Genomic DNA, 21,089 nt, shown 5'->3' on the forward strand with positions numbered 1-21,089 from the left:
CGCCCCGCTCTCAACCGGACGCGGCCGGAGGCGGACGGTGTTTCGCGCGGTGCGGTGACCTCGGGCGTCAGCCGATGTAGCGGCGGGCCGGGGAGTCGCGGCGGGCCCGTTCCAGCGCGGTCAGGCGGTGTTCCAGGTCGGGGGGCACGGGGTCGCGCTGGCGCAGCACCCAGGGCAGGCCGGCGGTGGCACGGGCGAAGGCGCGCGCGGAGGCGGCGTCGCGGGGGACGGTGCGGATCAGGTGGCCGGTGCGGCGCAGGGCGGGCAGCAGCGGGCGGCGCAGCCAGGTGAACCACAGGGTGTTGCGCAAGCCCAGGACGCGCCGGGCGGTGCTGTCGCGCAGCAGGGATGCCTGGTGGTGGACGGTGAGTTCCCCGGCGTAGGCGAGCCACCAGCCCTGCCGGATCAGGTCGCAGGCGAGCAGTTCCTCCTCCCCGCCGAGCCACAGTCCGGGGTGGAAGCCGCCGCCCGCGCGGAAGGCGGCGGTGCGCATCACCGTGGCGGCGGCGAGGAAGGAGCCGAGAGCCGGTCCGGGGAGCCAGTCGGGGCCGGACAGGGGCGAGTCGCGCAGTTCGCACACCACCGGGTCCTCCGTGCCGTCCGGCTCCACGACGATCCGCGCGGTGACGGCCGCGAGCCGGGGCCGGGCGTCCAGCAGGTCGGCGGCGCGGGCCAGGCTGCCGGGCTCCCACCAGGAGTCGTCGTCGCAGAAGGCCACGTAGGGCGTGCGGACGTGGCGGACGGCCAGGTTGCGGCCGACGGCGCCGAGGTTGCGGCCCGGACGCAGCAGGGTCACGTCCGGGAAGCCGCGCGCGACGGCCTCGGCGGTGCCGTCGCTCGACGCGTTGTCGGTGACGATCACGCGGGGCCGCTCGGGCAGGCGCGCCAACTCGGCGAGGGTGCGCAGCAGTTCGTCGCGGCGGTTGTGGGTGATCACGACGACGGTCGTACGGTCGTCGGTCCGGGCGTCGCTCATGACGTGGCGTCCTCCTCTCGGCCGGTCCCCTCTCGGGCGGTCCCCTCTCGGGCGGCCTCCCCTCTGGCCTGGCGGTCCAGCAGGCGGGCCGCGCTCTCGACCCGTGGCGGGAGCCGGCGGCGGCGCGCCAGGGTGGCGGGCAGGCGGGCGAGGGCTTCCCGCAGGGCCCGGCGGGCGCCGGGGTGGTCGGACGCGGCGGCGAGGGCGAGGTCCCCGGCGGCGCGCAGGACGACGGGCCAGGGGCGGCGCAGGCAGATGGTGAGGACGTGGTTGCGCCGGACGAGGAAGGGGCGCCCGGTACGGCCGTGCTCCTCGGGGTGGTGGCGGGCGCGCAGGGCGGGTTCGTAGGCCACGCCCCAGCCGCGCGCGGCGAGGTCGTAGGCGAGCAGGGTCTCCTCGCCGCCGAAGAACAGCAGCGGGTGGAAGCCACCCGCGGCGAGGAACGCTTCCCGGCGCACGACGCAGGCGCAGCCGAGGAAGCCGAGGACCGGGCGGCCCGGCAGGTCCGGCTCGGGGGGCAGGGGCGAGGCGGCGAGTACGGCGTTGAGGGGGTCGTCGGCGGCCTCGTCGCCGACCAGGGTGCGGGCGGCGAGCAGGCCGAGCCGGGGGTGTCGGTCGAGGAGGTCGGCGGCGGTGGCGAGGCTGCCGGGCTCCCACCAGGAGTCGTCGTCGCTGAAGGCCACATAGGGGGTGCGGGCGTGCCGGACGGCCAGATTGCGGCCCAGGGCACCGGTGTTGGCGGCGGGGTGCAGCAGCCGGGTGAGCGCCGGGTGGCCGCGTACGGCCCGACGGGTGCGCTCGTCACGGGAGTTGTCCACGACGATGACCGGCGGGCGCTCGGGCAGCGCGGCCAGGGCGTCGAGGGTGCGCAGCAGGCTGGCGGGGCGGTCACGGGTGATGACGGCGACGGTGATCCGGTGGTCGCCGGCCGCGGCCGGGCGCTGAACTCGGGTGGGGGCGGGCTCAGTTGGCATGGGCCACCGCCGGGCGCGGGGGTCGGTTCGCCGGGCGGTCCCGGTCGCGCCGCAGCAGGGTCAGACAGGCCGCGGCGACTTCGCCGTAGCCGATGCGCAGCAGGCGGGCGTCCGGGGTGCGGCCGTGCGGGTCGCCGGGCGGGCCGGGCTGCCACAGGGCCAGGTGGCCGGGGGTCGGGGGCGGGCCCCACAGACGGGGCGAGACGGGCCCGAACAGGGTGACGGAGCGGGTGCCGTGGGCGTATGCGAGATGGGCGAGGCCGGTGTCGCCGCAGAGCACCAGGGACGCCTCGGCCACCAGCGCGGACAGTTCGGCCAGGGGCAGGCTGCCGGCCCGTACGTCCCGCTGGTGCACGCCGCCGCGCTCGGCGACCGACCGGACGAGGGCCTCCTCCCCCGGACCGCCGGTGAGCACCACATCGTGTCCGGCGGCCCGCAGGCACCGTACGACGGCGGCGAACCGCTCGGCCGGCCAGCGGCGGGCGCCGGAGGCGGCGCCGGGGTGCACCAGGACGGCGCCCGGCGCCGGGGAGGGCGTCGCGGGCGGGGGCAGGCGCAGGTCGAGGGGGTCGGCGGGGATGCCGTAGTGCTCCAGGAAGCGGCACCAGCGGTCCCGTTCGTGTAGCTGGGCGGGCCAGGGCGGGCCGTCCGGGCAGGCGTGGGCGAGCAGCCGGCGCGGGTGCAGGGCGGCGAGGGCGTCGCGGCTCTCGGGGCCGTTGCCGTGCAGGTCGATCGCCACGTCGGGCGGTGGTGCCGCCCAGTGGGTGAGCGCCGGGACCGCGCGCCCCGGTGCCTCGGCCGGGAACACGGCGTCCAACGCACCGGTGTCCAGGGCCGGTTCGGCGAGCCCCGCGGGCTGTGCGAGCACGATCCGGTGACCGGGGAACCCCCGGCGGATGCCGCGCAGCGCGGGCACTCCGGCCAGCAGGTCACCGAGGCCCAGCGCGCGCAGCACCAGGACGGTCGGGGGATGGGGAGTGCGGGTCACGAGGGGTCTCCTCCGGGGGTGCGGGAGCCGGGGCCAGCGGTCGGGGGGCGGGCCGGGTCCGGGGCGGCGGCGCGAGCCGGGGTGACGGTCCGCCTCCAAGTCCACCTCCAGGTCCGGGGCCGCGTCCGGTGTCGGCGCGGGCCGGGGACCGGTGGGGACCGAAGCCCGGTGCGATCCGGGGCCCGGTGCGGTCAGGGGTCCGGTGCGGTCCGGGCTCCGGTGGGACCGGGGTTTGGTGCGGTCCGGGGTCCGGTGCCGGGTGCCCTCCCGGTATCGGGTGCCCTCCCGGTGCCGGGGCCATTCCGGGGCCGGGGCCATTCAGGTGCCGGTGCCATTCCGGGGCCGGTGCCGGTGCCGGGGCCGGGGCCGGTGCCGGTGCCGGGGCCGGTGCCGGGGCCGGTGCCGGTGCCGGTGCAAGATCCGGCGTCGTACGAGATCCGGTGTCGTACGACGGTCCGGTGTCGTACGACGGTCCGGTGTCGTACGACGGTCCGGTGTCGCGGCCGGCCGGTGGGCCGGGGCTCAGCCGTCCATGGCGCCGTCCCCTTGCCGCGCGGTCGCCGGGGACGCGGCGGCCCGGCGCGCGAGGCCCGTGGTGGAGCGGCCGTCCAGGTACGGCAGCAGCAGGACTTGGCCGCCCCAGCTCTCCACCAGGGACTGTTCGGGCAGCGGGGTGCGGGCGTAGTCGCCGCCCTTGGCCCAGATGTGCGGGCGCAGGTCGGCGAGGAGACGTTCGGGCGTGTCCTCGCCGAAGACGGCGACCGCGTCCACGCATTCCAGGGCGCGCAGCACCCGGACCCGGTCGGCGACGGGGACCAGGGGGCGGCCGGCGCCCTTGCGGCGGCGGACCGAGTCGTCGGAGTTGACGCAGACGATCAGGCAGTCGCCGGCCCGCCGGGCGGCCTGGAGGAGGGCGACGTGACCGGCGTGCAGCAGGTCGAAGCAGCCGCCCGCGGCGACGACGGTACGGCCGGCGGCCCGGACCCGCGCGGCCGTGCGCAGGGCGTCGGCGGTGGCGTCGCCGCCGGGCGCGGCCGGTTCCGGCTCCTCGGGGCGGTCCGGGTGCTCCGGTGCCGCCACCGCGCGGGCCCCGCCCTCGGCGACGTACCGCGTGGCCGCGTGCACGGCGGCCTGCACGGCGGCCTCGGTGAAGGCGCCGTCGGCGAGCAGTCCGGCGGCGGCCGCGGCGAAGCGGTCGCCCGCGCCGCAGGGGTCGCCGGCCGCGGCGGCCGGGGTCGGCACCAGCAGCGGGGTCTCGCCCAGGGAGAGCAGCGCGCCGCGTTCGCCGAGGGTGACGGCGACCGCCTGCACCTGCCAGGCCCGCACCAGGGCGCGGGCGTCACGGGCGGCGGTGCGCAGTCCGGTGCCGCCGTCCGACTCGCCCTCCTCGTCGGCGAGTCGCCGGGCGAGGACACGGGCCTCCTGCGCGGAGGGCGTGACCAGGCGGGCGCCCGGCGCCGGGCGGCCGCCCCGCACATGGGGGTCCCAGACCAGGGGCGCGGCGGTACGGCACAGCGCGTCCCGCAGGACGTCCGCGGTGCCCCGGCCGTAGTCGGCGACCAGGACGCCGCGGGCCGCCGTGATCGCGGACTCCGCCTCGCGGGTGGCCTCGCGGGCACGCCCCTCGCCGTCGTCCAGGCGCAGCAGCGGGCGGTCCCCGGCGAGCACACGGGTCTTGCTGCTGAGGCAGCCCTCCAGCGGTATCTCCACCAACTCGACGCGACCGGCGAGGAGTTCGCGCAGGGTGGCGCTCGCGGGGTCGGTGCCGAGGGCGGTGACGAGGGTGACCGGGCGGCCGTCGGCGGCGGCCAGGCAGGCGGCGAGGGCCGCGCCGCCGGGGCGGGAGCTGCGCCGGGTGTCGTGGACGACGGGCACCGGCGCGTCGGGGGCCAGCCGCTCGGCGTGGCCGCACAGGTCGTGGTCGAGGAGGGCGTCGCCGACCACGACCAGCGGCGTGCGCGGGGCGGTAGCGGTGTGTGTCATGTCCGGTCCCTTCGCAGGGCCACCGGGCGGCCGTCCAGCAGCCGCCCCACGTCGCCGTGCCGGCCGTCGGGGCGGGCCTGCTCGCGCCCGTCCGCCTCGCCTTGCTCCACGGCCCGGTCGAACGCCTCGCACAGCATGTGCACGGCGACCAGGTGGAGTTCCTGCACGGTCGCGGCCGTCGGCGCGTCCGCGCACAGGGCGTCGTCGGCGCCGAGCTGGAGCGGGTTGGGGGCCCGGCCGGTCAGGGCCCACACGGTCATGCCGAGGCGGTGGGCGCGGTCGGCGGCGGACAGCAGGTTGGCGCTGGCGCCGCTGGTGGACAGCAGCATGAGCACGTCGCCGGGGCGCCCGTGGGCGGCGGTCTGCCGGGCGAACACCTCCTGTACGCCGTAGTCGTTGGCGATGGCGGTGGTGGAGGAGGTGTCGGCGTGCAGGGCGAGGGCGGAGAACGGCGGCCGGTCGTCGCGGTAGCGGCCGACCAGTTCGGCGGTCAGGTGCTGGGCCTGGGCCGCGCTGCCGCCGTTGCCCGCGACCAGCAGCCGTGATCCGCTGCCCAGGCGGCGGGCCAGTTCGGTGCCCCAGCGCCCGATGAGCGGTCCGCAGGCGCGGAAGCTCTCCAGGGCCTTCCTGAGGTCGTCGCAGTGCGTGGTGTCGATGGCGGTGTTCATCGGACGACTCCGGAGAGCGAGGGGTGCGGGCAGACGGCGCGGTAGACCCCGGCGACGCCGTCGGCCACGCGGTCCCAGGTGTAGTGGCTGAGCACGCGCCGGCGGCCCGCGGCGCCGTACCGCTCCAGGCGTTCGGGGTCGGCGAGCAGGGAGCGCACCACGGCGCCGAGGTCGTAGTCGTCGTCGGCCGGGACCAGGACGCCGGTGCCGCCGTCCACGACGGTGTCGAGCTGGCCGCCGACCGCGGTGGCGAGGACGGGGGTGGCGCAGGCCATGGCCTCCAGTGGGACGATGCCGAAGGGCTCGTAGCGGGGCAGGGACAGCACGAGGTCGGCGCCGGCCATCAGCCGGGGCATCCGGGTCCTGCTGACCCCGCCGAGCAGGGTGACGCGGTCGGCCACGCCGTACTCGCCGGCCAGCGCGCGCAGCCGCCGGGCCTCGGGGTCGCCGGCCAGCAGCTCGGCCTCCGGGCCGCCGGCGATGACCAGTTCGGCGTCGGGGACGCCGGCCAGGGCGCGGATGGCGCGGTCGAAGCCCTTGCGGGGCACGAGCCGGCCGACGGCCAGCAGCCGCCTGCGGGCCCCGGCCGGACGGGCGCCGGGCAGCGGGGCGAACTGGTCGGGATCGACCCCGCAGGGCACCACGCTGAACCGGTCCTCGGGCAGCCCCATGGCCTTCAGTTCGGCCACCTCGTCGCTGCACGTGGCGATGATCCGGGCGCACTCGTGGCCGATGGCCTCCTCGACGGCGAGGCGCTGCGGCGGGCTGGTGTCGGCGGCGCCCTGGTAGCGCTGCTTGACGGTGCCGAGGGCGTGGTAGGTCTGCACGACCGGGATGCCGAGGCCGCGGGCGCCGCACAGGGCGGCCAGGCCCGACATCCAGAAGTGGGAGTGCACCACGTCGGGCGGGTTCGCCGCCCACTGCCCGGCGAGGAACTGCCCGAACTCCACCATGTGCGGCAGGAGTTCGTCCTTGGGCACGGGCGCGGCCGGCCCGGCGGGCACATGCACCACCTGGACGCCGTCGATGAGGGTCACCTGGTCCGGCAGGCCGGTCGAGTCCCGCCGGGTGTAGACGGTGACCCGGTAGCCCTTCTTGGCGAGTTGCCGGGCGACCTGGGCCACGTAGACGTTCTGGCCGCCCGCGTCCGGTCCGCCGAGCGCGGCCAGCGGGCTGGCGTGCTCGGAGACCATGGCGACGCGCCCGGCCGTGTGCGGGGTACGGCTCATCGGGTGACCTCCTTGATCAGGCGCTCCCAGTCGTCCAGGAAGCGCCGCTCTCCGTACCGGGCCCGGACCGCGGCCCGTGCCGCGTCGCCGGTGCGGCGCGCGTGCTCGGGGTCGGCGAGGAATGCCTGGACGGCGTCCTCCAGGACGTCGAGGCGGTTGGAGACCACCCCGGCGCCCTCGGGTATGGCTTCGCGGACCTCGGTGGTGTCCAGGGCGACCACCGGCATGCCGAGGAACATGGCCTCCAGCAGGGACAGTCCGAGCGAGGTCCAGCGCACGGGGTGCAGGTACAGGCGGCACCGGGCCATCGCGCGGTGGAGTTCGTGCTGGGGCAGGTCGCGGGTGCGGACCCGGTCGGGCGGCAGGCCGAGGTGGCCGGCAAGGCCCTCGGTGCGCATCCCGAAGACGTCCAGGGGGGCGCGGCGGGCGAACCGGGGCAGCAGGTCGGTGCCGGTCGTACGGCCCCTGCGCACGGGCTCGTTGACGACGACGGCGGCGCGCCGCTCGGTGCCGGTCCACTGCCGGCCGGGGTCGATGATGCCGTGCTCGACGACCTCGGTGGGGGCCCGGCCGCTGTCCCACATCAGCCGGTTGAAGTGGGTGACATGGACGACGGGGATCGCCGACTGGTCGGCCAGCGGGTGGAGTTGGTGCTCCGGGGAGGCGTCGGGGCTGTTGTGCTCGACGTACACGGCGGGCACGTCCCGGCCGGGCCGGCGGCCGGTCCAGCGCCGGGCGAGCTCGGGTTCGTGCGGACGTTGCAGGACCATCACGTCGATGTCGTCCGTGCGGAGTTGCTCGGGGGTGCGCTCCAGCACGGAGGGCGGCCAGTCCCAGGTGAGGGCGCGGCCGAGGCCGTCGGGGCCGCGGTCGCCGGTGACCGGGACCAGGTAGGTGTGGGGGCCCTGCACGAAGGTGGTGAGCCACGATCCGTGCACGTGCCAGACGAGGATGTTCATGCGTGCCCCTCCTGGATGAGCTTGTGCACCGCGCCGACCACGTCCTGTCCGGTGACCTCGTCCAGACAGGGGTGGCCGGGTACCGGGCAGTCGAGGGCCCGGCTGTTCGCGCAAGGGGCGGACTGGTCGCCGAGAAGGATGACGGGGACGCCGTAGGGGGCCCAGCGTTCGGCGGGGACCACGGGGGCGAACAGGGAGACGACGGGGGTGCCGACGGCCGCCGCGAGATGGGCGGGGCCGGTGTTGGCGCTGACGACCACGTCGGCCATGCGCAGCACTCCGGCGAGGGTGCGCGGTCCGGTGCGGCCGCCGAGGTCCACGGCCGTCGCGCCGCTCACGTACCGGGTGAGCGCCTTCTCGTGCGGGCCGCCGGTGACGACGACGCGGTGCCCGGCGTCGGCGAGCAGTGCCGCCGCCTCGGCGCAGCGGCGCGGGCTCCAGGCACGGGCGGGCGCGCTGGCGCCGGGGTGCAGGACGACGTAGGGGCCGTTGCCGGCCAGGTCACCGGTGTCGGGGGGCGGCAGGACGCGCAGCCGGCCGTCGTCGCCGGGCGGCAGGGTGAGGCCGAGGGCGGCGGCGGTGTCGAGGGCGGCCTCGGCCTCGTGGCGGCCGGGCAGGCGGCGGTGGCGGACGTCGAGCAGCCGGCCGGGGTGGTCGGTGCTGTCGGCGCCGATGCGGCCGATCCCGGCGAGCCGCAGCAGCAGCGCGGTGGGCAGCGGGCTCTGGTGGAAGGAGGTGAGGATCAGGGCGGTGTCGTACGCCCCCGCGCGCAGCCGGTCGATCAGGGCGCCGATGTCCGCCGGGTCCACGGGCGGTGGTGCGAAGCCCTCCCAGGGGGCGTCCCAGACGAGGACGTCCGCGACCGAGGGCAGCATGCGGGCGGCGTCGGCGCCGCGCGGGCCGCACAGCATGGTCACGGAGTCGTGGTGGGCGGCGACGGCGCGCACGGCGGGGCCGGCGAGCAGGACGTCGCCGAAGCTGTCGAGCCGGACCACGAGCGCCTTCATCGCGGGCACCTCCCCGCGCCCGTGCCGAGGGCGTCGCGGACGGCGGTGAGCACGTCGGGGGCGCTGTGCCGGGCGAAGCGCCGTACCTCGGCCGGGGCGGTGGCGTCGTTGGGCACCAGGACGCCGTGCGCGCCCGCGGCCCGCGCGGCCAGCACGTCGGCGGCGATGTCGCCGACGACCAGGCAGGCCGCGGGCGGCACGCCGAGGCGTTCGGCGGCGGCCAGGACGAGTCCGGGGCGGGGCTTGCGGCAGGGGCAGCCGGCGTCCGGGGTGTGCGGGCAGTGCAGCCAGGCGTCGAGGCCGCCGAGCAGTTCGTCGGCGCGCTTGTCGACACGGGCGACGTCCTCGGCGGTGAGCAGCCCGCGGCCGATCCCGGACTGGTTGCTGACCACGGCCGTCGCCAGCCCGGCGGTCCGCGCGAGGGCGACGGCCTCGGCCGCGCCGGGCAGCAGCCGGACCCGGTCGGGGTCGCCGTTGTAGGGCACGTCGGCCACGAGGGTGCCGTCCCGGTCGAACAGCACGGCGCGCGGGGCGCTCATGCGGCGCCTCCCGCGGGCCGGGCGTCCAGCGGCCTCACGTGCCGGTGGCGGACGGTGCCGGACAGCCAGTGGCGTACGGCGAGCGGCGGGATGAGGACGCTGGTGCCGAGCATCCCGGCGATCTCGCGGGCGGTGCGCGGGCCGGGCAGGATGCGGGCGAGCGCGAACTCGGCGGTGCCCAGGCCCCACAGGGCGGCGCAGACGGCGGCGGCGCGGCGGCGGCCGGCCAGGGCGCAGCCGGCTCCGGCGAACGCGGCGCCGGTGACCAGCAGGTGCCGGGGCAGCCGGCCGCGGGGCGCCTGGGCGCGGGCCCACCAGTCGCGGCCGTGCAGCCGGTTCATCAGCGCGTCGTCGGCGTTGCCGCGCTGCGCGGGCAGCGAGGCCCACCAGTGGGCCGGGCGGACCGGGTGCCGGGTGACGCGGTGGCCGCGGACGAGGAACCAGCCGGCCCGCCGGACGCGCAGGGCGAGGTCGGCGTCCTCGCGGAAGGCGCGCGGGAAGCGTTCGTCGAAGCCGTCGACGCGGGCGAGCGCGGCGGTGCGGTACGCCATGTCGGCGGTGGCCCAGGCGGCGGTCTCCAGGCCCTTGGTGGTGCGTTCCCAGTCGGTGGGCCTGCGGTCCTCGGGCAGCGGGACCCGCAGCCGGCCCTGGACGCCGCCGATGCCCTCGCCGGCCTGCCGCAGGTCGTCGGCGAGTTGCCGGGACCAGTCGGGCAGCACCTGGACGTCGTCGTCCAGGAAGACGGTCCAGGGAGTCTCGACGGTGCGCCAGCCTGCGTTGCGGGCGGCGGCCGGGCCCTTGCCGCCGGTGCGCAGGATGCGGATGCGGTCGAGCAGCACTCCGGCGGCGGACAGGGGCAGTTCGCCCTCGGTGCCGGGCCGGTCGTCCACGACGATCACCTCGTGCGGCACGTGTCCCTCGGCCGCGGCGAGGGCGCGCAGGCACTCGGCGAGGCAGGGGCGGCCGATCGTCGGCAGGACCACGGTGTAGGCGGGCGCGGCGCTCATGCGAAGGCCTTTCCGCGGCGCACGGCGAACGGGCCGAGCACCAGCAGGTCCACGGGGGCGGAGCCGAAGCACTCCAGGGCGTCGCGCGGGTCGTCCACCATGGGGCGGCCCGCCGTGTTCAGGCTGGTGTTGACGACGACGGGCAGCCCGGTGCGCCGTTCGAAGCCGTCGATCACCCGCGCCATCAGGGGTTCCTGGGCTCGGTCGACGGTCTGGATGCGGGCGGTGCCGTCGACGTGTACGACGGCCGGGATGCGCTCCCGCCAGTCGGCGGCCACGTCGTGCACGAACAGCATGTGCGGGCTGGGCAGCGGCCCGTCGAAGATCCCGGCGGCGCGTTCGGCGAGCACCATGGGGGCGACGGGCCGGAACTCCTCGCGGCCCTTGACGGCGTTGAGCCGCTCCACGTTCTGGGCCCGGCCGGGGTGGGCGAGCAGCGAGCGGTGGCCGAGTGCGCGCGGCCCGTACTCGGTGCGGCCCTGGAACCAGGCCACGATCTGGTCCGCGGCAAGCGCCTCGGCGGCCGTCTCGGCGATGTCGGCGGGTTCCTCGTACGGTACGGCGGCCCGCTCCAGCCACGCGCGCAGTTCGGTGTCGCTCCAGCCGCGGCCGAGGGCGGCCGTCGGCATCGGCTCGACGGTGTCCTTCATGCCGGCGATGTGCGCGGCGGCGCCGAGCGCGGTACCGGCGTCCCCGGCGGCGGGCTGCACCCACACGTGCGTGAAGCCACTCTCGCGCCAGAGCCTGGTGTTGGCGACGCAGTTGAGGGCGACCCCGCCGGCCATGGTGAGCGCGTCCTCGCCGGTGCGTTCGCGCAGCCACCGGGCGATGGCCACCATGGCTTCCTCCAGGCAGAGTTGGGCGCTGGCCGCGAGGTCGGCGTGGTCCCGGCTCCAGGCGCCGCCGGCCGGGCGCGGCGGGACCAGCTCGGCCCAGGGCACCGGGCGGGCCCGGAAGCCGCCCCGGTCGTCGGCGTGGACGTACTCCCGCAGCCGGTCGGCGAAGCGGGGGCTGCCGTAGGAGGCGAGGGCCATCACCTTGAACTCGTCGCTGCTGCGCAGGAATCCGAGGTGCTGGGTGAGGTCCTCGTAGAACAGGCCGAGGGAGTCGGGCAGTTGCTGGGTGCCGAGGACGGTGAGTTCCCGGTTGGTGTAGCGGCCGGCCAGGTGGGAGCCGCATTCGCCGCGGCCGTCCAGGACGAGGACGGCGCAGTCCGGGTACGGCGAGACGGGTCCGGCGGAGGCGGCGTGCGCGATGTGGTGCGCGACGAACCTGACCTTGGCGGGGTCCAGTCCGGGCAGCGCCTCGGCAAGGAACTCCGGTGCCCGGCGGGCGTATTCCTGGCGCAGGTGGTCCCAGGGGTCGTGCAGGCCCAGCTGGTCCGCGGGGCGGGCCAGCGACGGGTCGTAGGAGTAGGCGACGGCGTCCAGGTCGGCCGGGGTGAGGCCGGCGCGGTCGAGGCACCAGCGGGCCGCGTGCTCGGGCAGCTCCCAGGCGGAGAAGGGGAGGGGCCGTTTGCCGTGCTTGCGGCGGGAGAACCGCTCCTCCTCGGCGGCCGCCACGACCCTGCCGTCGGTGAGCAGGGCGGCCGCGGGGTCGTGGAAGAGTGCGTTGATTCCGAGGACGTGCATGCGCTGCCTCCAGGGCGGCGGGGGGACGCTCAGGTCTGCGGGGCCGGCTGCGGTGTGCCGCTCGTGCCCGGTACCGGCTGCGGGAGCCGGGCCGTGAAGTAGGCGATGGTCTGCTTCAGGCCCTCCTCCCAGGGGATCTGCGGGGACCAGCCGAGCAGTTCGCGGGCGAGGGTGGTGTCGGGCCGGCGGCGGCCGGGGTCGTCCACGGGCCGGTCGACGAAGGCGATGGGCGAGCGGGAGCCGGTGAGGGCGACGATGCGGCGGGCCAGTTCGGCGACGGTGATCTCGTCGCTGCCGCCGATGTTCACCGGCCGCACGGACTTGCTCCTGGCGACCCGCAGCACGCCGTCGACGGTGTCGTCCACGTAGCACAGCGAGCGGGTCTGGCTGCCGTCGCCGGTCACGGTGACCGGTTCCCCCGCCAGCGCCTGGCAGATGAAGGTGGGCACGGCGCGGCCGTCGTGGGCGCGCATCCGGGGCCCGTAGCTGTTGAACAGCCGGACGATCCCGGCGTCGGCCCCGCGGGTGCCGGCGTGCGCGGTGACCAGGGCCTCGGCGAACCGTTTGGACTCGTCGTACACGCTGCGCGGGCCGATCGGGTTGACGTTGCCCCAGTACCCCTCGTGCTGCGGGTGCACCTGCGGGTCGCCGTACACCTCGGAGGTGGAGGCCAGCAGGAAGCGGGCGCCGTCGCGTTCGGCGAGGCCCAGGGCGTTGCGGGTGCCGAGGCTGCCCACGTCCAGGGTCTCCAGGGGCATGCGCAGGTAGTCGGCGGGCGAGGCCGGGCAGGCGAAGTGCAGGACCAGGTCGTACGGGCCCGGCAGCCGCTCGGCGCAGTCGGGTTCGGAGACGTCGCAGTACACGTACCGGAAGCCGGGCCGGTCCTCCAGGTGGGCCACGTTCTCCCGGCGACCGCAGGCCAGGTTGTCGGCGCAGTCGACTTCGACGCCCGAATCCAGCAGCCGCTCGCACAGATGGGACCCGAGGAAGCCGGCGCCGCCGGTCACGAGGGCGCGCCGCCAGGGAAAGGGTGTGTCACCGGTCATGGGCTTTCCTTTGTCGTCCTGCGTCCGGATACGTCGCGGATGGTCGCTGTGGTCCGCGTCGATTCGCCGGTGTCGACTGGTCGATGCGGTCCGCGTCCCGTGGACGCTCCCGCGCGGCGTGCGGCGCACGCCCTGCCGCCGGGCGGGCAGCGCCGGCCCGCGGTGCGGGGAGAGGACAGGGCTGGTGCCCCGCGTCCTCGCGGGACTGCCCTGTGCGGCCGCCGCTGTCTGGACGGCACTGGCAGCTGAGTTCCCCTGCCAGTTGGTTTCACACGTTGGAGTCAATTGTCCGGTCGGACGGTGGTGCGCGCTACTCACGGCGTCGAGTGCGCAGGTGGGAGGGGGTTTGGAGCGGGGTGACGGGGGCGGGGCCGGCGGTGCCCAGGGGTGCTCGCCGGCGGTGCTTGGAGGTGCCGCACCGGGGCACTCGGCGCGGCGGTGGGCGACCGGGTGGCCGTCGCTCCGTATCCGGAGGTGACGGAGATGGGTCACGGCGGGAACGTCGTAGAGGAACTGACCACCGACCACCGCGAGGTGGCGGAGCTGTTCGGCCGTATCGAGGCACTGCCGCCCGGCTCGCCGCGGCGCCGGGGGCTGGCGGACGAGGTCACGATCGAGCTGGTGCGGCACTCGGTGGCGGAGGAGGCGTACCTGTATCCGGCGGTGCGCGAGCACCTTGAGGGCGGGGCGGCCCTCGCGGACAAGGAGATCGAGGACCACGCGCGGGCCGAGCGGATCATGAAGGACCTGGAGGGGCTGCCCGCGGACGATCCCCGGTTCGACACGCTGATGGCACGGCTGATGACCGAGATCCGGTCCCATCTGACGGACGAGGAGCAGAACCTCTTCCCGCGGCTGGAGGCGGCGTGTTCCGCCGACGCCCTGCTGGACCTCGGGGACAAGGTGCGCCGCGCCAAGAAAACCGCCCCGACCCGCCCCCACCCCTCCACCCCCGACACTCCCCCGGCCAACAAACTCCTCGCCCCCGGCACGGGCCTGGTCGACCGGATCCGGGACGCACTGTCGGGCCGGTGGAAGGAGGGCTGAGAGGGGGCGGGGGATGCAGGGGGTGAGGGTGGGGCGGTTCAGGGCCCGTTGGGGGCGGGTGCTGGTGCGGGCGGGGGTGCGGGCGTTGTCGAGGCGGTCGCGGGACTTGGTGGGGGCTGAGCTGAGTGGGCCGGTTGCCGGCGGGAGCGGGGCCGCCGTGGACTCGGCGGGGCGCGACGCAGACCGGTCGGCTGTCTGAGGCGGGGCGGCGGGGACGGGCCAAGCCGGAGGCGCCGTTGCAGGGCAACCGACCCGCCTCGGCCACACAGACGCCCCGTAATCCGGCCCCACAGCCGCGAGCAGGCGCCCACGGCGGGTCCGGCGGCCCGGAGGAGACTTGGCGCGGAGAAAGTCCGAGCGCGGGTCGGTCAGGGGCCCATGGCGCGGTCACGGGGAGGGATCGCCAGCAGGGCGGGGCCGAGGCAGGCGACGCGCGCCCCTGCGGCCCGCCTCGGCGCCTGGGTGCCGTAGCCCATCCCGCCCACGCGTCGCCCGTTCCCGCGTCCGCGTGATTCGATCCGGCGCCCGGACCGGCTCTCTCCCGCTCACCGGCGGGTTACTCACACCGATCCCCGTCGCGTCCGCCCGGCAAGGCAAGGCGCCGGGGCCGGGCTCTCGAACCGGCAACCCCCAGCCCGCCCAACGAACCGGCAACCCCCGACCCGCCCAACGCCCCCCACGCAACCTCGACCCCGCACACGCCCAGCCGCCCCCGTCCTGCCCTTCCCCGGAAGGCGGCCCCATAGACCAGGCCGCGGCGTCACAGCCACGAGCTCAGCCGGTCCCCCGGACGACGCCCCCGGTGGCGGGCCAGGCGGCACAGCAGGCGGAAGGTCTGGAAGAGGGCGAGGGGCCACAGCACCGCGAAGCACCACAGCAGGCCGGGGTCCGAGGTGCGGATGCCCATGACCGCGCAGAACGCGGACGCGAGGGCCAGCAGCAGTACCCCCGTCGGCAGCCAGATCCGCCGGTGCGCGCGGACGCCCCGTTCCCGGTGTGCCCCGCCGCCCATCCGCCGGACGAAGCCCCGGTCCTGCCGCAGGTGCGCCTCGATCTCCAGCAGGGCCAGCCGCTCGCGCGGTGACAGCCGGGCCTCGTCGCGCTTGTCCCACATGTCCCAGTCGTCCACGGCGACGGCACCTCCTCCGCGGTCGGCGGCATCCGGGCTCCGAGTTCCCGCGGCGGGGAGGCCCAAGCGGCGGCACAGTGCGCAGTCGTCGCGTCACACAGGGCGACTCCAGGCGCGCCGACACCGGCCATCCATACTGCCGTAACCAACGATTCACTTTATGGGCGCACCCCGCGGGCGAAACCCTCATTGGCGTCACATACCCGCAGATCAAAGGGTGTTGGCGGACATAAATCCCGGACCGAGCCGCATGAGTAATTCAAAAGGAAAGCAAAGTTTCCGAGTTGGCGCACCGAGGTCCCGTACGTGTTCACCCGGCACCGCCTTCTCGTGCATATCATCTGCCCAGTAGTGGATCACTGCCCTCCACATCAACAAGCGTCAACCCGCGCCCACACCTGAATGGTTGACCGGCCATGCCCGCGTGAGCGCCTCAGAAAGGTCCCTGCCATTGAGCACCGTGGTGGCCAAACGATCACCGCGCGCCGAGGGTCCGCAGCTCCCCGAGGGACAGGTCGAGCTGGCGGAGCCACCGGTTCTGGGGGAGCCGGCGAGCGCCGATTTCGGATCGGCGCTGATGTATCTGCCCATGGCGCTGGGCACCGGCGCCATGGTGCTCATGTTCTCCATGCGCAGCGCCGGACCGACGACGTACATGATGTCCGGGATGATGGGCGTCGCCATGGTCAGCATGACGCTGACCCAGATCGGCCGGGCCGGAGCCGAGCGACGGCGGCGGATGCGGGCCGAACGGCGTGACTACCTGCGCTACCTCGCGCAGAAGCGCCGGCAGGCCCGGCAGGCCGCCGAGCAGCAGCGGGCCGCCCTGCTGTGGGACAACCCCGAGCCGGGCCGGCTGTGGGCGCTGGTGATGGGCCCCCGGCTGTGGGAACGCCGCCCGGCGCACGAGGACTTCGCCCGCGTCCGCATCGGACAGGGGGTGCGCCGCGCCGCGCTGGAGTTCCTGCCGCCGCAGACCAAGCCGGTGGAGGACCTGGAGCCGCTGACCGCGATCTCGCTGCGCCGGTTCACCAAGGCGCACCAGACGGTGCCCCGGCTGCCGATCCCGGTCGCGCTACGGCGGTTCACCAGCGTGGAGCTGGCCGGTGAGCCGGAGCCCGCGCTCGGGCTGCTGCGGGCGATGGTCGCGCAGCTCGCCGCCTTCCACTCCCCCGACGAGCTGCGGATCGCCCTGCTGGGCGGGGCGTCGGCGCGGGCCGAGTGGGACTGGCTCAAGTGGCTGCCGCACAACGCGCATCCGCACGAGGAGGACGACGCCGGTCAGGTGCGGCTCGCCGCCGAGGACCACGACGCGCTGATGGACCTGCTGGGCACCGAGGTGCGGGACCGGCCCGACCACGACCCGGACGCCTCGCCGAGCGTGGCCGAGCCGTTCGTGGTCATCGTGGCGCAGGGCGTACGGCTGCCGGAGACGTCGCGGCTGACGCACGGCGGGCTGCGCAACGTGGTCCTGCTGGACGCGACCGGCGCGATGACCGGCGGTCCGAAGGTGCTGCGGCTGACCACGCGCGGCACCGGCGTCGCCTTCCCGGCCGGTGACGACACGGTGACCGCCGAGGCCGACGCGCTGAGCCGCACGGAGGCGGACACGCTGGCCCGGCTGCTGGCGCCGATGCGCACCAGCGGCAGCGTGGACCTGGTGGACCGGCCGCTGGAGTCGGACTTCGACCTCACCGCGCTGCTCGGCATCCGGGACCCGCGCACCTTCGACGTGGCCGCCAAGTGGCGCCCGCGCCTCACCCAGTCCGCGCGTCTCCTGGTGCCGCTGGGCGTCACGGAGGAGGGCGAGGTCGTCGAGCTGGACATCAAGGAGTCGGCGCAGGGCGGCATGGGCCCGCACGGACTGCTCATCGGGGCCACCGGCTCCGGCAAGAGCGAGCTGCTGCGCACCCTGGTGATGGGCCTGGTCGCCACGCACTCCTCGGAGATCCTCAACCTGGTGCTGGTCGACTTCAAGGGCGGCGCGACCTTCCTGGGCATGGACCGGCTGCCGCACACCTCGGCGGTCATCACCAACCTGGCCGACGAGATCCACCTCGTGGACCGCATGCGCGACTCCATCAACGGCGAGATGATCCGCCGCCAGGAGCTGCTGCGCGAGTCCGGGTACTCCTCGCTGTTCGACTACGAGAAGGCGCGCGGCGCCGGGGCGAACCTGACGCCGCTGCCCTCGCTGCTGATCATCGTGGACGAGTTCTCCGAACTGCTCGCCAGCAAGCCGGAGTTCGTGGACCTGTTCGTCTCCATCGGCCGCCTCGGGCGCAGCCTCGGGGTGCATCTGCTGCTGGCCTCCCAGCGGCTGGACGAGAGCCGCATCCACAAGGTCGAGGGACATCTGTCGTACCGGATCGCCCTGCGGACGTTCTCCGCGATGGAGTCGCGCAGCGTCATCGGCGTCTCGCACGCCTACGAGCTGCCGTCGGCGCCGGGCAACGGCTATCTGAAGGTGGACACCACCAACCTGGTCCGCTTCAAGGCCGCTTACGTCTCCGGCGCCGCACCCGAGCCGGTGGGCGAGGCGGAGCAGTCCGCGCAACTGGCCGCCGCGGGGCAGGAGATCACCCTGTTCGGGCTGGAGCGGCAGGGCACGCTGAGGTCCGAGCGCATCGCCGAGCAGCAGGCCCTGGAGGCCGCGCGGGAGGCGTCGGCCGCCGCCGAACGCAAGGCCGCCGCGCAAGCGTCGGGCGGCGAGCAGAGCGAGGAGAGTCTCCTGGAGGTGCTGATCGGGCACCTGGAGGAGAGCGGGCCGCCGGCCCGGCAGGTGTGGCTGCCGCCGCTGACCGAGCCCCCGAGCCTGGACCAGCTGCTGCCGGGCATCGTGCCGGACCCGGTGCGCGGCATGAGCGCGGCGGACCACCCCTCGCTCAGCTCGCTGCGGGTGCCGCTCGGCATCGTGGACCGGCCCTTCGAGCAGCTGCGGGAACTGCTGGTCGCCGATCTCTCCGGCGCCGACGGCCACATCGGCGTGGCCGGTGCCCCGCAGACCGGCAAGTCGACACTGCTGCGCACCCTGCTGCTGTCCCTGGCGCTGACCCACACCCCCGAGGAAGTCCAGTTCTACTGCCTGGACTTCGGCGGCGGCGGTCTGGTCTCCACGGCCGGTCTGCCGCACGTCGGCTCGGTCGCCACCCGCCTGGAGCGCGACCGCGTGCTGCGCACGGTCGCCGAGCTGAGCCAGCTGCTGGAGAAGCGCGAGGAGGAGTTCACCTCGCGCGGCCTGGAGTCGATGGCCGCCTACCGGCGGCTGCGGGCCACGGGCGAGATCGACGACCCCTACGGGGATGTGTTCCTGGTGGTGGACGGCTGGGGCACGCTGCGCCAGGACTACGAGGAACTGGAGCCCCGCGTCATCGAGATGGCCGCGCGCGGCCTGTCGTTCGGCCTGCATGTGATCGGTTCCGCGGTGCGCTGGTCGGAGTTCCGGCCCCGGTTGCGCGATCTGCTGGGCACCAAGTTCGAGCTGCGGCTGGGCGATTCGATGGAGTCCGAGGTCGGCTCCCGGATCGCGGCGGCCGTGCCGCACCAGCCCGGCCGCGGTCTGACGGCGGCCGGCCACCACTTCCTGTCCGCGCTGCCCCGCCTGGACGGCTCCGGCGAGACCGGCGATCTGACGACGGCCACCAAGTCGGCCGTGGCCGAGATCGACACCTTCTGGACGGGCCGCCCCGCACCGGGCGTCCGGCTGCTGCCGACCCGCCTCCCGGCGACCGAACTCCCGCTGGCGGACGGCGACTTCAGGGTCTGCCTCGGCTGGGACGAACAGCGCCTCGAACCGGTGTGGCACGACTTCACCACGAACCCGCACCTGATGGTGTTCGGCGACGGCGAGACCGGCAAGACCAACGCGCTGCGCCTGATGATCCGCGCCATCACCACCCGCTACACCCCCGAGGAGGCGCGCATCATGGTCGCCGATCCGGGGCGCGGGCTCCTCAACTCGGTGCCCGAGGCGTACCGGGTCGGGTATGTCGTGGACAGCGACGCGCTCGCCCAACTGGCCACCAGCGCCTCGGTGTCGGTGGGCAAGCGGGTGCCGGGCCCGGACATCAGCCCGGAGCAGCTGGCCCGCCGCGACTGGTGGGAGGGGCCGCTGCTGTTCGTGCTCATCGACGACTACGACCTGTTCTCCGGGACCCCCGGCGCGCCCTCCCCGATGGCGCCCCTGGTGCCGCTGCTCGCGCAGGGCCTGCACATCGGCATGCACCTGGTCGTCGCCCGCAGCACCTCGGGATCGGTCCGTGCCATGATGGACCCGGTACTGCGCCGGCTGTGGGAGCTGGGCAACCCCGGACTCCTCTTCTCCTACCCGAAGGAGGAGGGCAAGTTCCTCGGCGAGGCCAAGCCGCGCACACTGCCCGCGGGCCGGGCGCAGCTCGTCACCCGGCGTTCGGTACGGCTCGTGCAGACCGGGCTGGTGTCGTCATGAGTGACCCGAGCGCCCTCCCCACGTCCCCCTCCCTCTCCCCAGGAGCAGTCCGATGACCACAGCCCCCGCGGTCACCGCACCCGCCTCGGAGGTCTGCCGGGTCACGGTGGTGGGCCCCACCGGCCAGGCCGATCTGGCGATCCCGCTCACCACGCCGGTCTCCGCGCTGCTGCCCGTGCTGGTGCGCCATGTGACGACGGAGGCGGCCGACCGCGGCACGCCCTGGGTGCTGCAACGGCTCGGCGAGGACCCGTTCGACGCCGACGCCACCCCCGCCACCGCCGGCCTGCGCCATGGCGAGGTGCTCCAGCTGCGGCCCGCCGACGAGCCGTTGCCCGCCCTGCACTTCGACGATGTCGCCGACGGGGTCGCGCACGTCGTGACAGCGTTGCCAGGCGGCTGGCGGCCGGCCCTGACCCGGAATCTGGCGCTCGCCCTCGCGGTGCTGGCGCTGCCGGCGGTGGCGTGGGCGCTGCTGGGGTTCGGTCCGGGGCTCGCGGCCTCGGCCGGCGCCGGGGTGATCGCCGTACTGCTGGCCGCCGGATGCGTGGCCGGGCACCGGCTCGCCGCCGACGCGGCCGGCGTGCTGGTGGCCGGGCTCGGCGCCCTCGCGTTCGGCGCGCTGGCCGGGCTGACCTTCCGCGAGGGACCGCACGGCGGCTTCGCGCCGGGGCTGCCCGGAATGCTGGCCGCGGCGGGCGGGGTCGCGGTGGTGGCCGTCGCGCTGCTGGCGCTGCGCCCGCTGCCGCCGGTGGTGCCCGGCACCGCGCTGGGCACCGCGCTCGCCGCCGCCGTGGGGACCGGGCTGATGCGGGCCGCCCACTGGCACGGCGGTCAGGCGGTCGCCGTGGTCGCGGTCGCGATGTTCGTGCTCGGCCACTTCGGCCCCCGGCTCGCACTGCGCGCCGCCCGGCTGCGGGTGCCCCGGCTCCCGCACAACGCGGCCGAGTTGCAGGAGGACATCGACCCGGAGCCGCAGGAGCGGGTGGAGCGCAGGGTCAAGGCGGCCGGTGCCTTCCTGGACACGCTCAGCGTGTCCTCCGCGCTGGTCTACACGGCCGGGTTCTGGTACATGACCCGCGAGGGCGGCTGGATCGGCTGGCTGCTGCCGCTGGTGTTCGCGGGCGCGGTGCTGCTGCGGGCGCGCGGCCTGAACCGGTCCGCGCAGCGCGTGCCGACCGTGCTCGCCGGGGCCGCCGGCCTGGCCACGGTGGCGCTCACCCGGTTCGCCGCGGCGGGCGACGGCGCCCGGCTGATCGTGGTGGCCCTGCTGCTCGCCGCGGTCCTCGCCCTGCTGGTGGCCGCGTGGCGGCTGCCCGGCGGCCGGCTGCTGCCGGTGTGGGGGCACAGCGGCGACCTGCTGGAGACGGTCACCGCGATCGCGCTGCTGCCGCTGCTGCTCCAGGTCCTGCACGCGTACACCTACTTCCGCGCCCTGACGAGCTGAGGGAGGCCGAGG

Annotated in this window: 16 protein-coding genes; 3 read left to right on the forward strand and 13 right to left on the reverse strand. The window is 75.6% G+C overall.

Features of this window, described 5'->3' with window-relative positions; all coding sequences use genetic code 11:
• Positions 1–67: 67 nt before the first annotated feature.
• From AC069R_RS17470 to AC069R_RS17525, 12 genes are all read right to left on the reverse strand, one after another.
• Entirely contained in the window at positions 68–976 is a 909-nt protein-coding gene (locus AC069R_RS17470; protein WP_478767654.1) for a glycosyltransferase family 2 protein, read from the reverse strand.
• Entirely contained in the window at positions 973–1,950 is a 978-nt protein-coding gene (locus AC069R_RS17475; protein ID WP_478767655.1) for a glycosyltransferase family 2 protein, read from the reverse strand. The genes AC069R_RS17470 and AC069R_RS17475 overlap by 4 nt, the downstream gene beginning before the upstream one ends.
• Positions 1,940–2,938 carry a glycosyltransferase family 9 protein gene (locus AC069R_RS17480; protein WP_478767656.1) on the reverse strand — a complete coding sequence of 333 codons (999 nt, stop codon included), beginning with the start codon at positions 2,936–2,938 and terminating at the stop codon, positions 1,940–1,942. The genes AC069R_RS17475 and AC069R_RS17480 overlap by 11 nt, the downstream gene beginning before the upstream one ends.
• Positions 2,939–3,460: 522 nt before the next feature.
• Entirely contained in the window at positions 3,461–4,921 is a 1,461-nt protein-coding gene (locus tag AC069R_RS17485) for a PfkB family carbohydrate kinase (RefSeq protein WP_478767657.1), read from the reverse strand.
• Positions 4,918–5,589 (reverse strand): D-sedoheptulose-7-phosphate isomerase, encoded by a 672-nt coding sequence (locus AC069R_RS17490; protein WP_478767658.1) that lies wholly within the window; start codon positions 5,587–5,589, stop codon positions 4,918–4,920. Before AC069R_RS17490 ends, AC069R_RS17485 begins: the two co-directional genes overlap by 4 nt.
• Entirely contained in the window at positions 5,586–6,818 is a 1,233-nt protein-coding gene (locus AC069R_RS17495; protein WP_478767659.1) for a glycosyltransferase, read from the reverse strand. The genes AC069R_RS17490 and AC069R_RS17495 overlap by 4 nt, the downstream gene beginning before the upstream one ends.
• On the reverse strand, positions 6,815–7,777 hold the full coding sequence (locus AC069R_RS17500; protein ID WP_478767660.1) for a glycosyltransferase: 963 nt from the start codon (positions 7,775–7,777) through the stop codon (positions 6,815–6,817). The genes AC069R_RS17495 and AC069R_RS17500 overlap by 4 nt, the downstream gene beginning before the upstream one ends.
• Complete coding sequence (locus tag AC069R_RS17505) at positions 7,774–8,784, reverse strand: glycosyltransferase family 9 protein (protein WP_478767661.1); 1,011 nt, start codon at positions 8,782–8,784, stop codon at positions 7,774–7,776. The genes AC069R_RS17500 and AC069R_RS17505 overlap by 4 nt, the downstream gene beginning before the upstream one ends.
• The gene (locus tag AC069R_RS17510) at positions 8,781–9,323 is read right to left on the reverse strand and encodes a D-glycero-alpha-D-manno-heptose-1,7-bisphosphate 7-phosphatase (RefSeq protein ID WP_478767662.1); all 543 of its coding nucleotides are present in this window, start codon (positions 9,321–9,323) and stop codon (positions 8,781–8,783) included. Before AC069R_RS17510 ends, AC069R_RS17505 begins: the two co-directional genes overlap by 4 nt.
• Positions 9,320–10,330, reverse strand: coding sequence for a glycosyltransferase family 2 protein (locus AC069R_RS17515; protein WP_478767663.1), 1,011 nt, complete (start codon positions 10,328–10,330; stop codon positions 9,320–9,322). The genes AC069R_RS17510 and AC069R_RS17515 overlap by 4 nt, the downstream gene beginning before the upstream one ends.
• Positions 10,327–11,961, reverse strand: coding sequence for a carbamoyltransferase family protein (locus tag AC069R_RS17520; RefSeq protein ID WP_478767664.1), 1,635 nt, complete (start codon positions 11,959–11,961; stop codon positions 10,327–10,329). The genes AC069R_RS17515 and AC069R_RS17520 overlap by 4 nt, the downstream gene beginning before the upstream one ends.
• Positions 11,962–11,990: 29 nt before the next feature.
• Entirely contained in the window at positions 11,991–13,007 is a 1,017-nt protein-coding gene (locus AC069R_RS17525; RefSeq protein WP_478767665.1) for an NAD-dependent epimerase/dehydratase family protein, read from the reverse strand.
• 483 nt (positions 13,008–13,490) lie between these two features.
• Here AC069R_RS17525 and AC069R_RS17530 point away from each other — a divergent pair, with 483 nt between their 5' ends.
• Complete coding sequence (locus AC069R_RS17530) at positions 13,491–14,054, forward strand: hemerythrin domain-containing protein (RefSeq protein WP_478767666.1); 564 nt, start codon at positions 13,491–13,493, stop codon at positions 14,052–14,054.
• A gap of 760 nt (positions 14,055–14,814) precedes the next feature.
• Here AC069R_RS17530 and AC069R_RS17535 read toward each other — a convergent pair.
• The gene (locus AC069R_RS17535) at positions 14,815–15,183 is read right to left on the reverse strand and encodes a DUF3040 domain-containing protein (protein WP_478767667.1); all 369 of its coding nucleotides are present in this window, start codon (positions 15,181–15,183) and stop codon (positions 14,815–14,817) included.
• 460 nt (positions 15,184–15,643) lie between these two features.
• Here AC069R_RS17535 and eccCa point away from each other — a divergent pair, with 460 nt between their 5' ends.
• Together eccCa and eccD are read left to right on the forward strand one after the other, a co-directional pair.
• Positions 15,644–19,630, forward strand: coding sequence for a type VII secretion protein EccCa (gene eccCa / locus AC069R_RS17540; RefSeq protein ID WP_478767725.1), 3,987 nt, complete (start codon positions 15,644–15,646; stop codon positions 19,628–19,630).
• Positions 19,631–19,682: 52 nt separating this feature from the next.
• Complete coding sequence (gene eccD / locus AC069R_RS17545) at positions 19,683–21,077, forward strand: type VII secretion integral membrane protein EccD (protein ID WP_478767668.1); 1,395 nt, start codon at positions 19,683–19,685, stop codon at positions 21,075–21,077.
• Positions 21,078–21,089: the final 12 nt, after the last annotated feature.

It is taken from the genome of Streptomyces sp. NPDC043952, assembly GCF_056435325.1.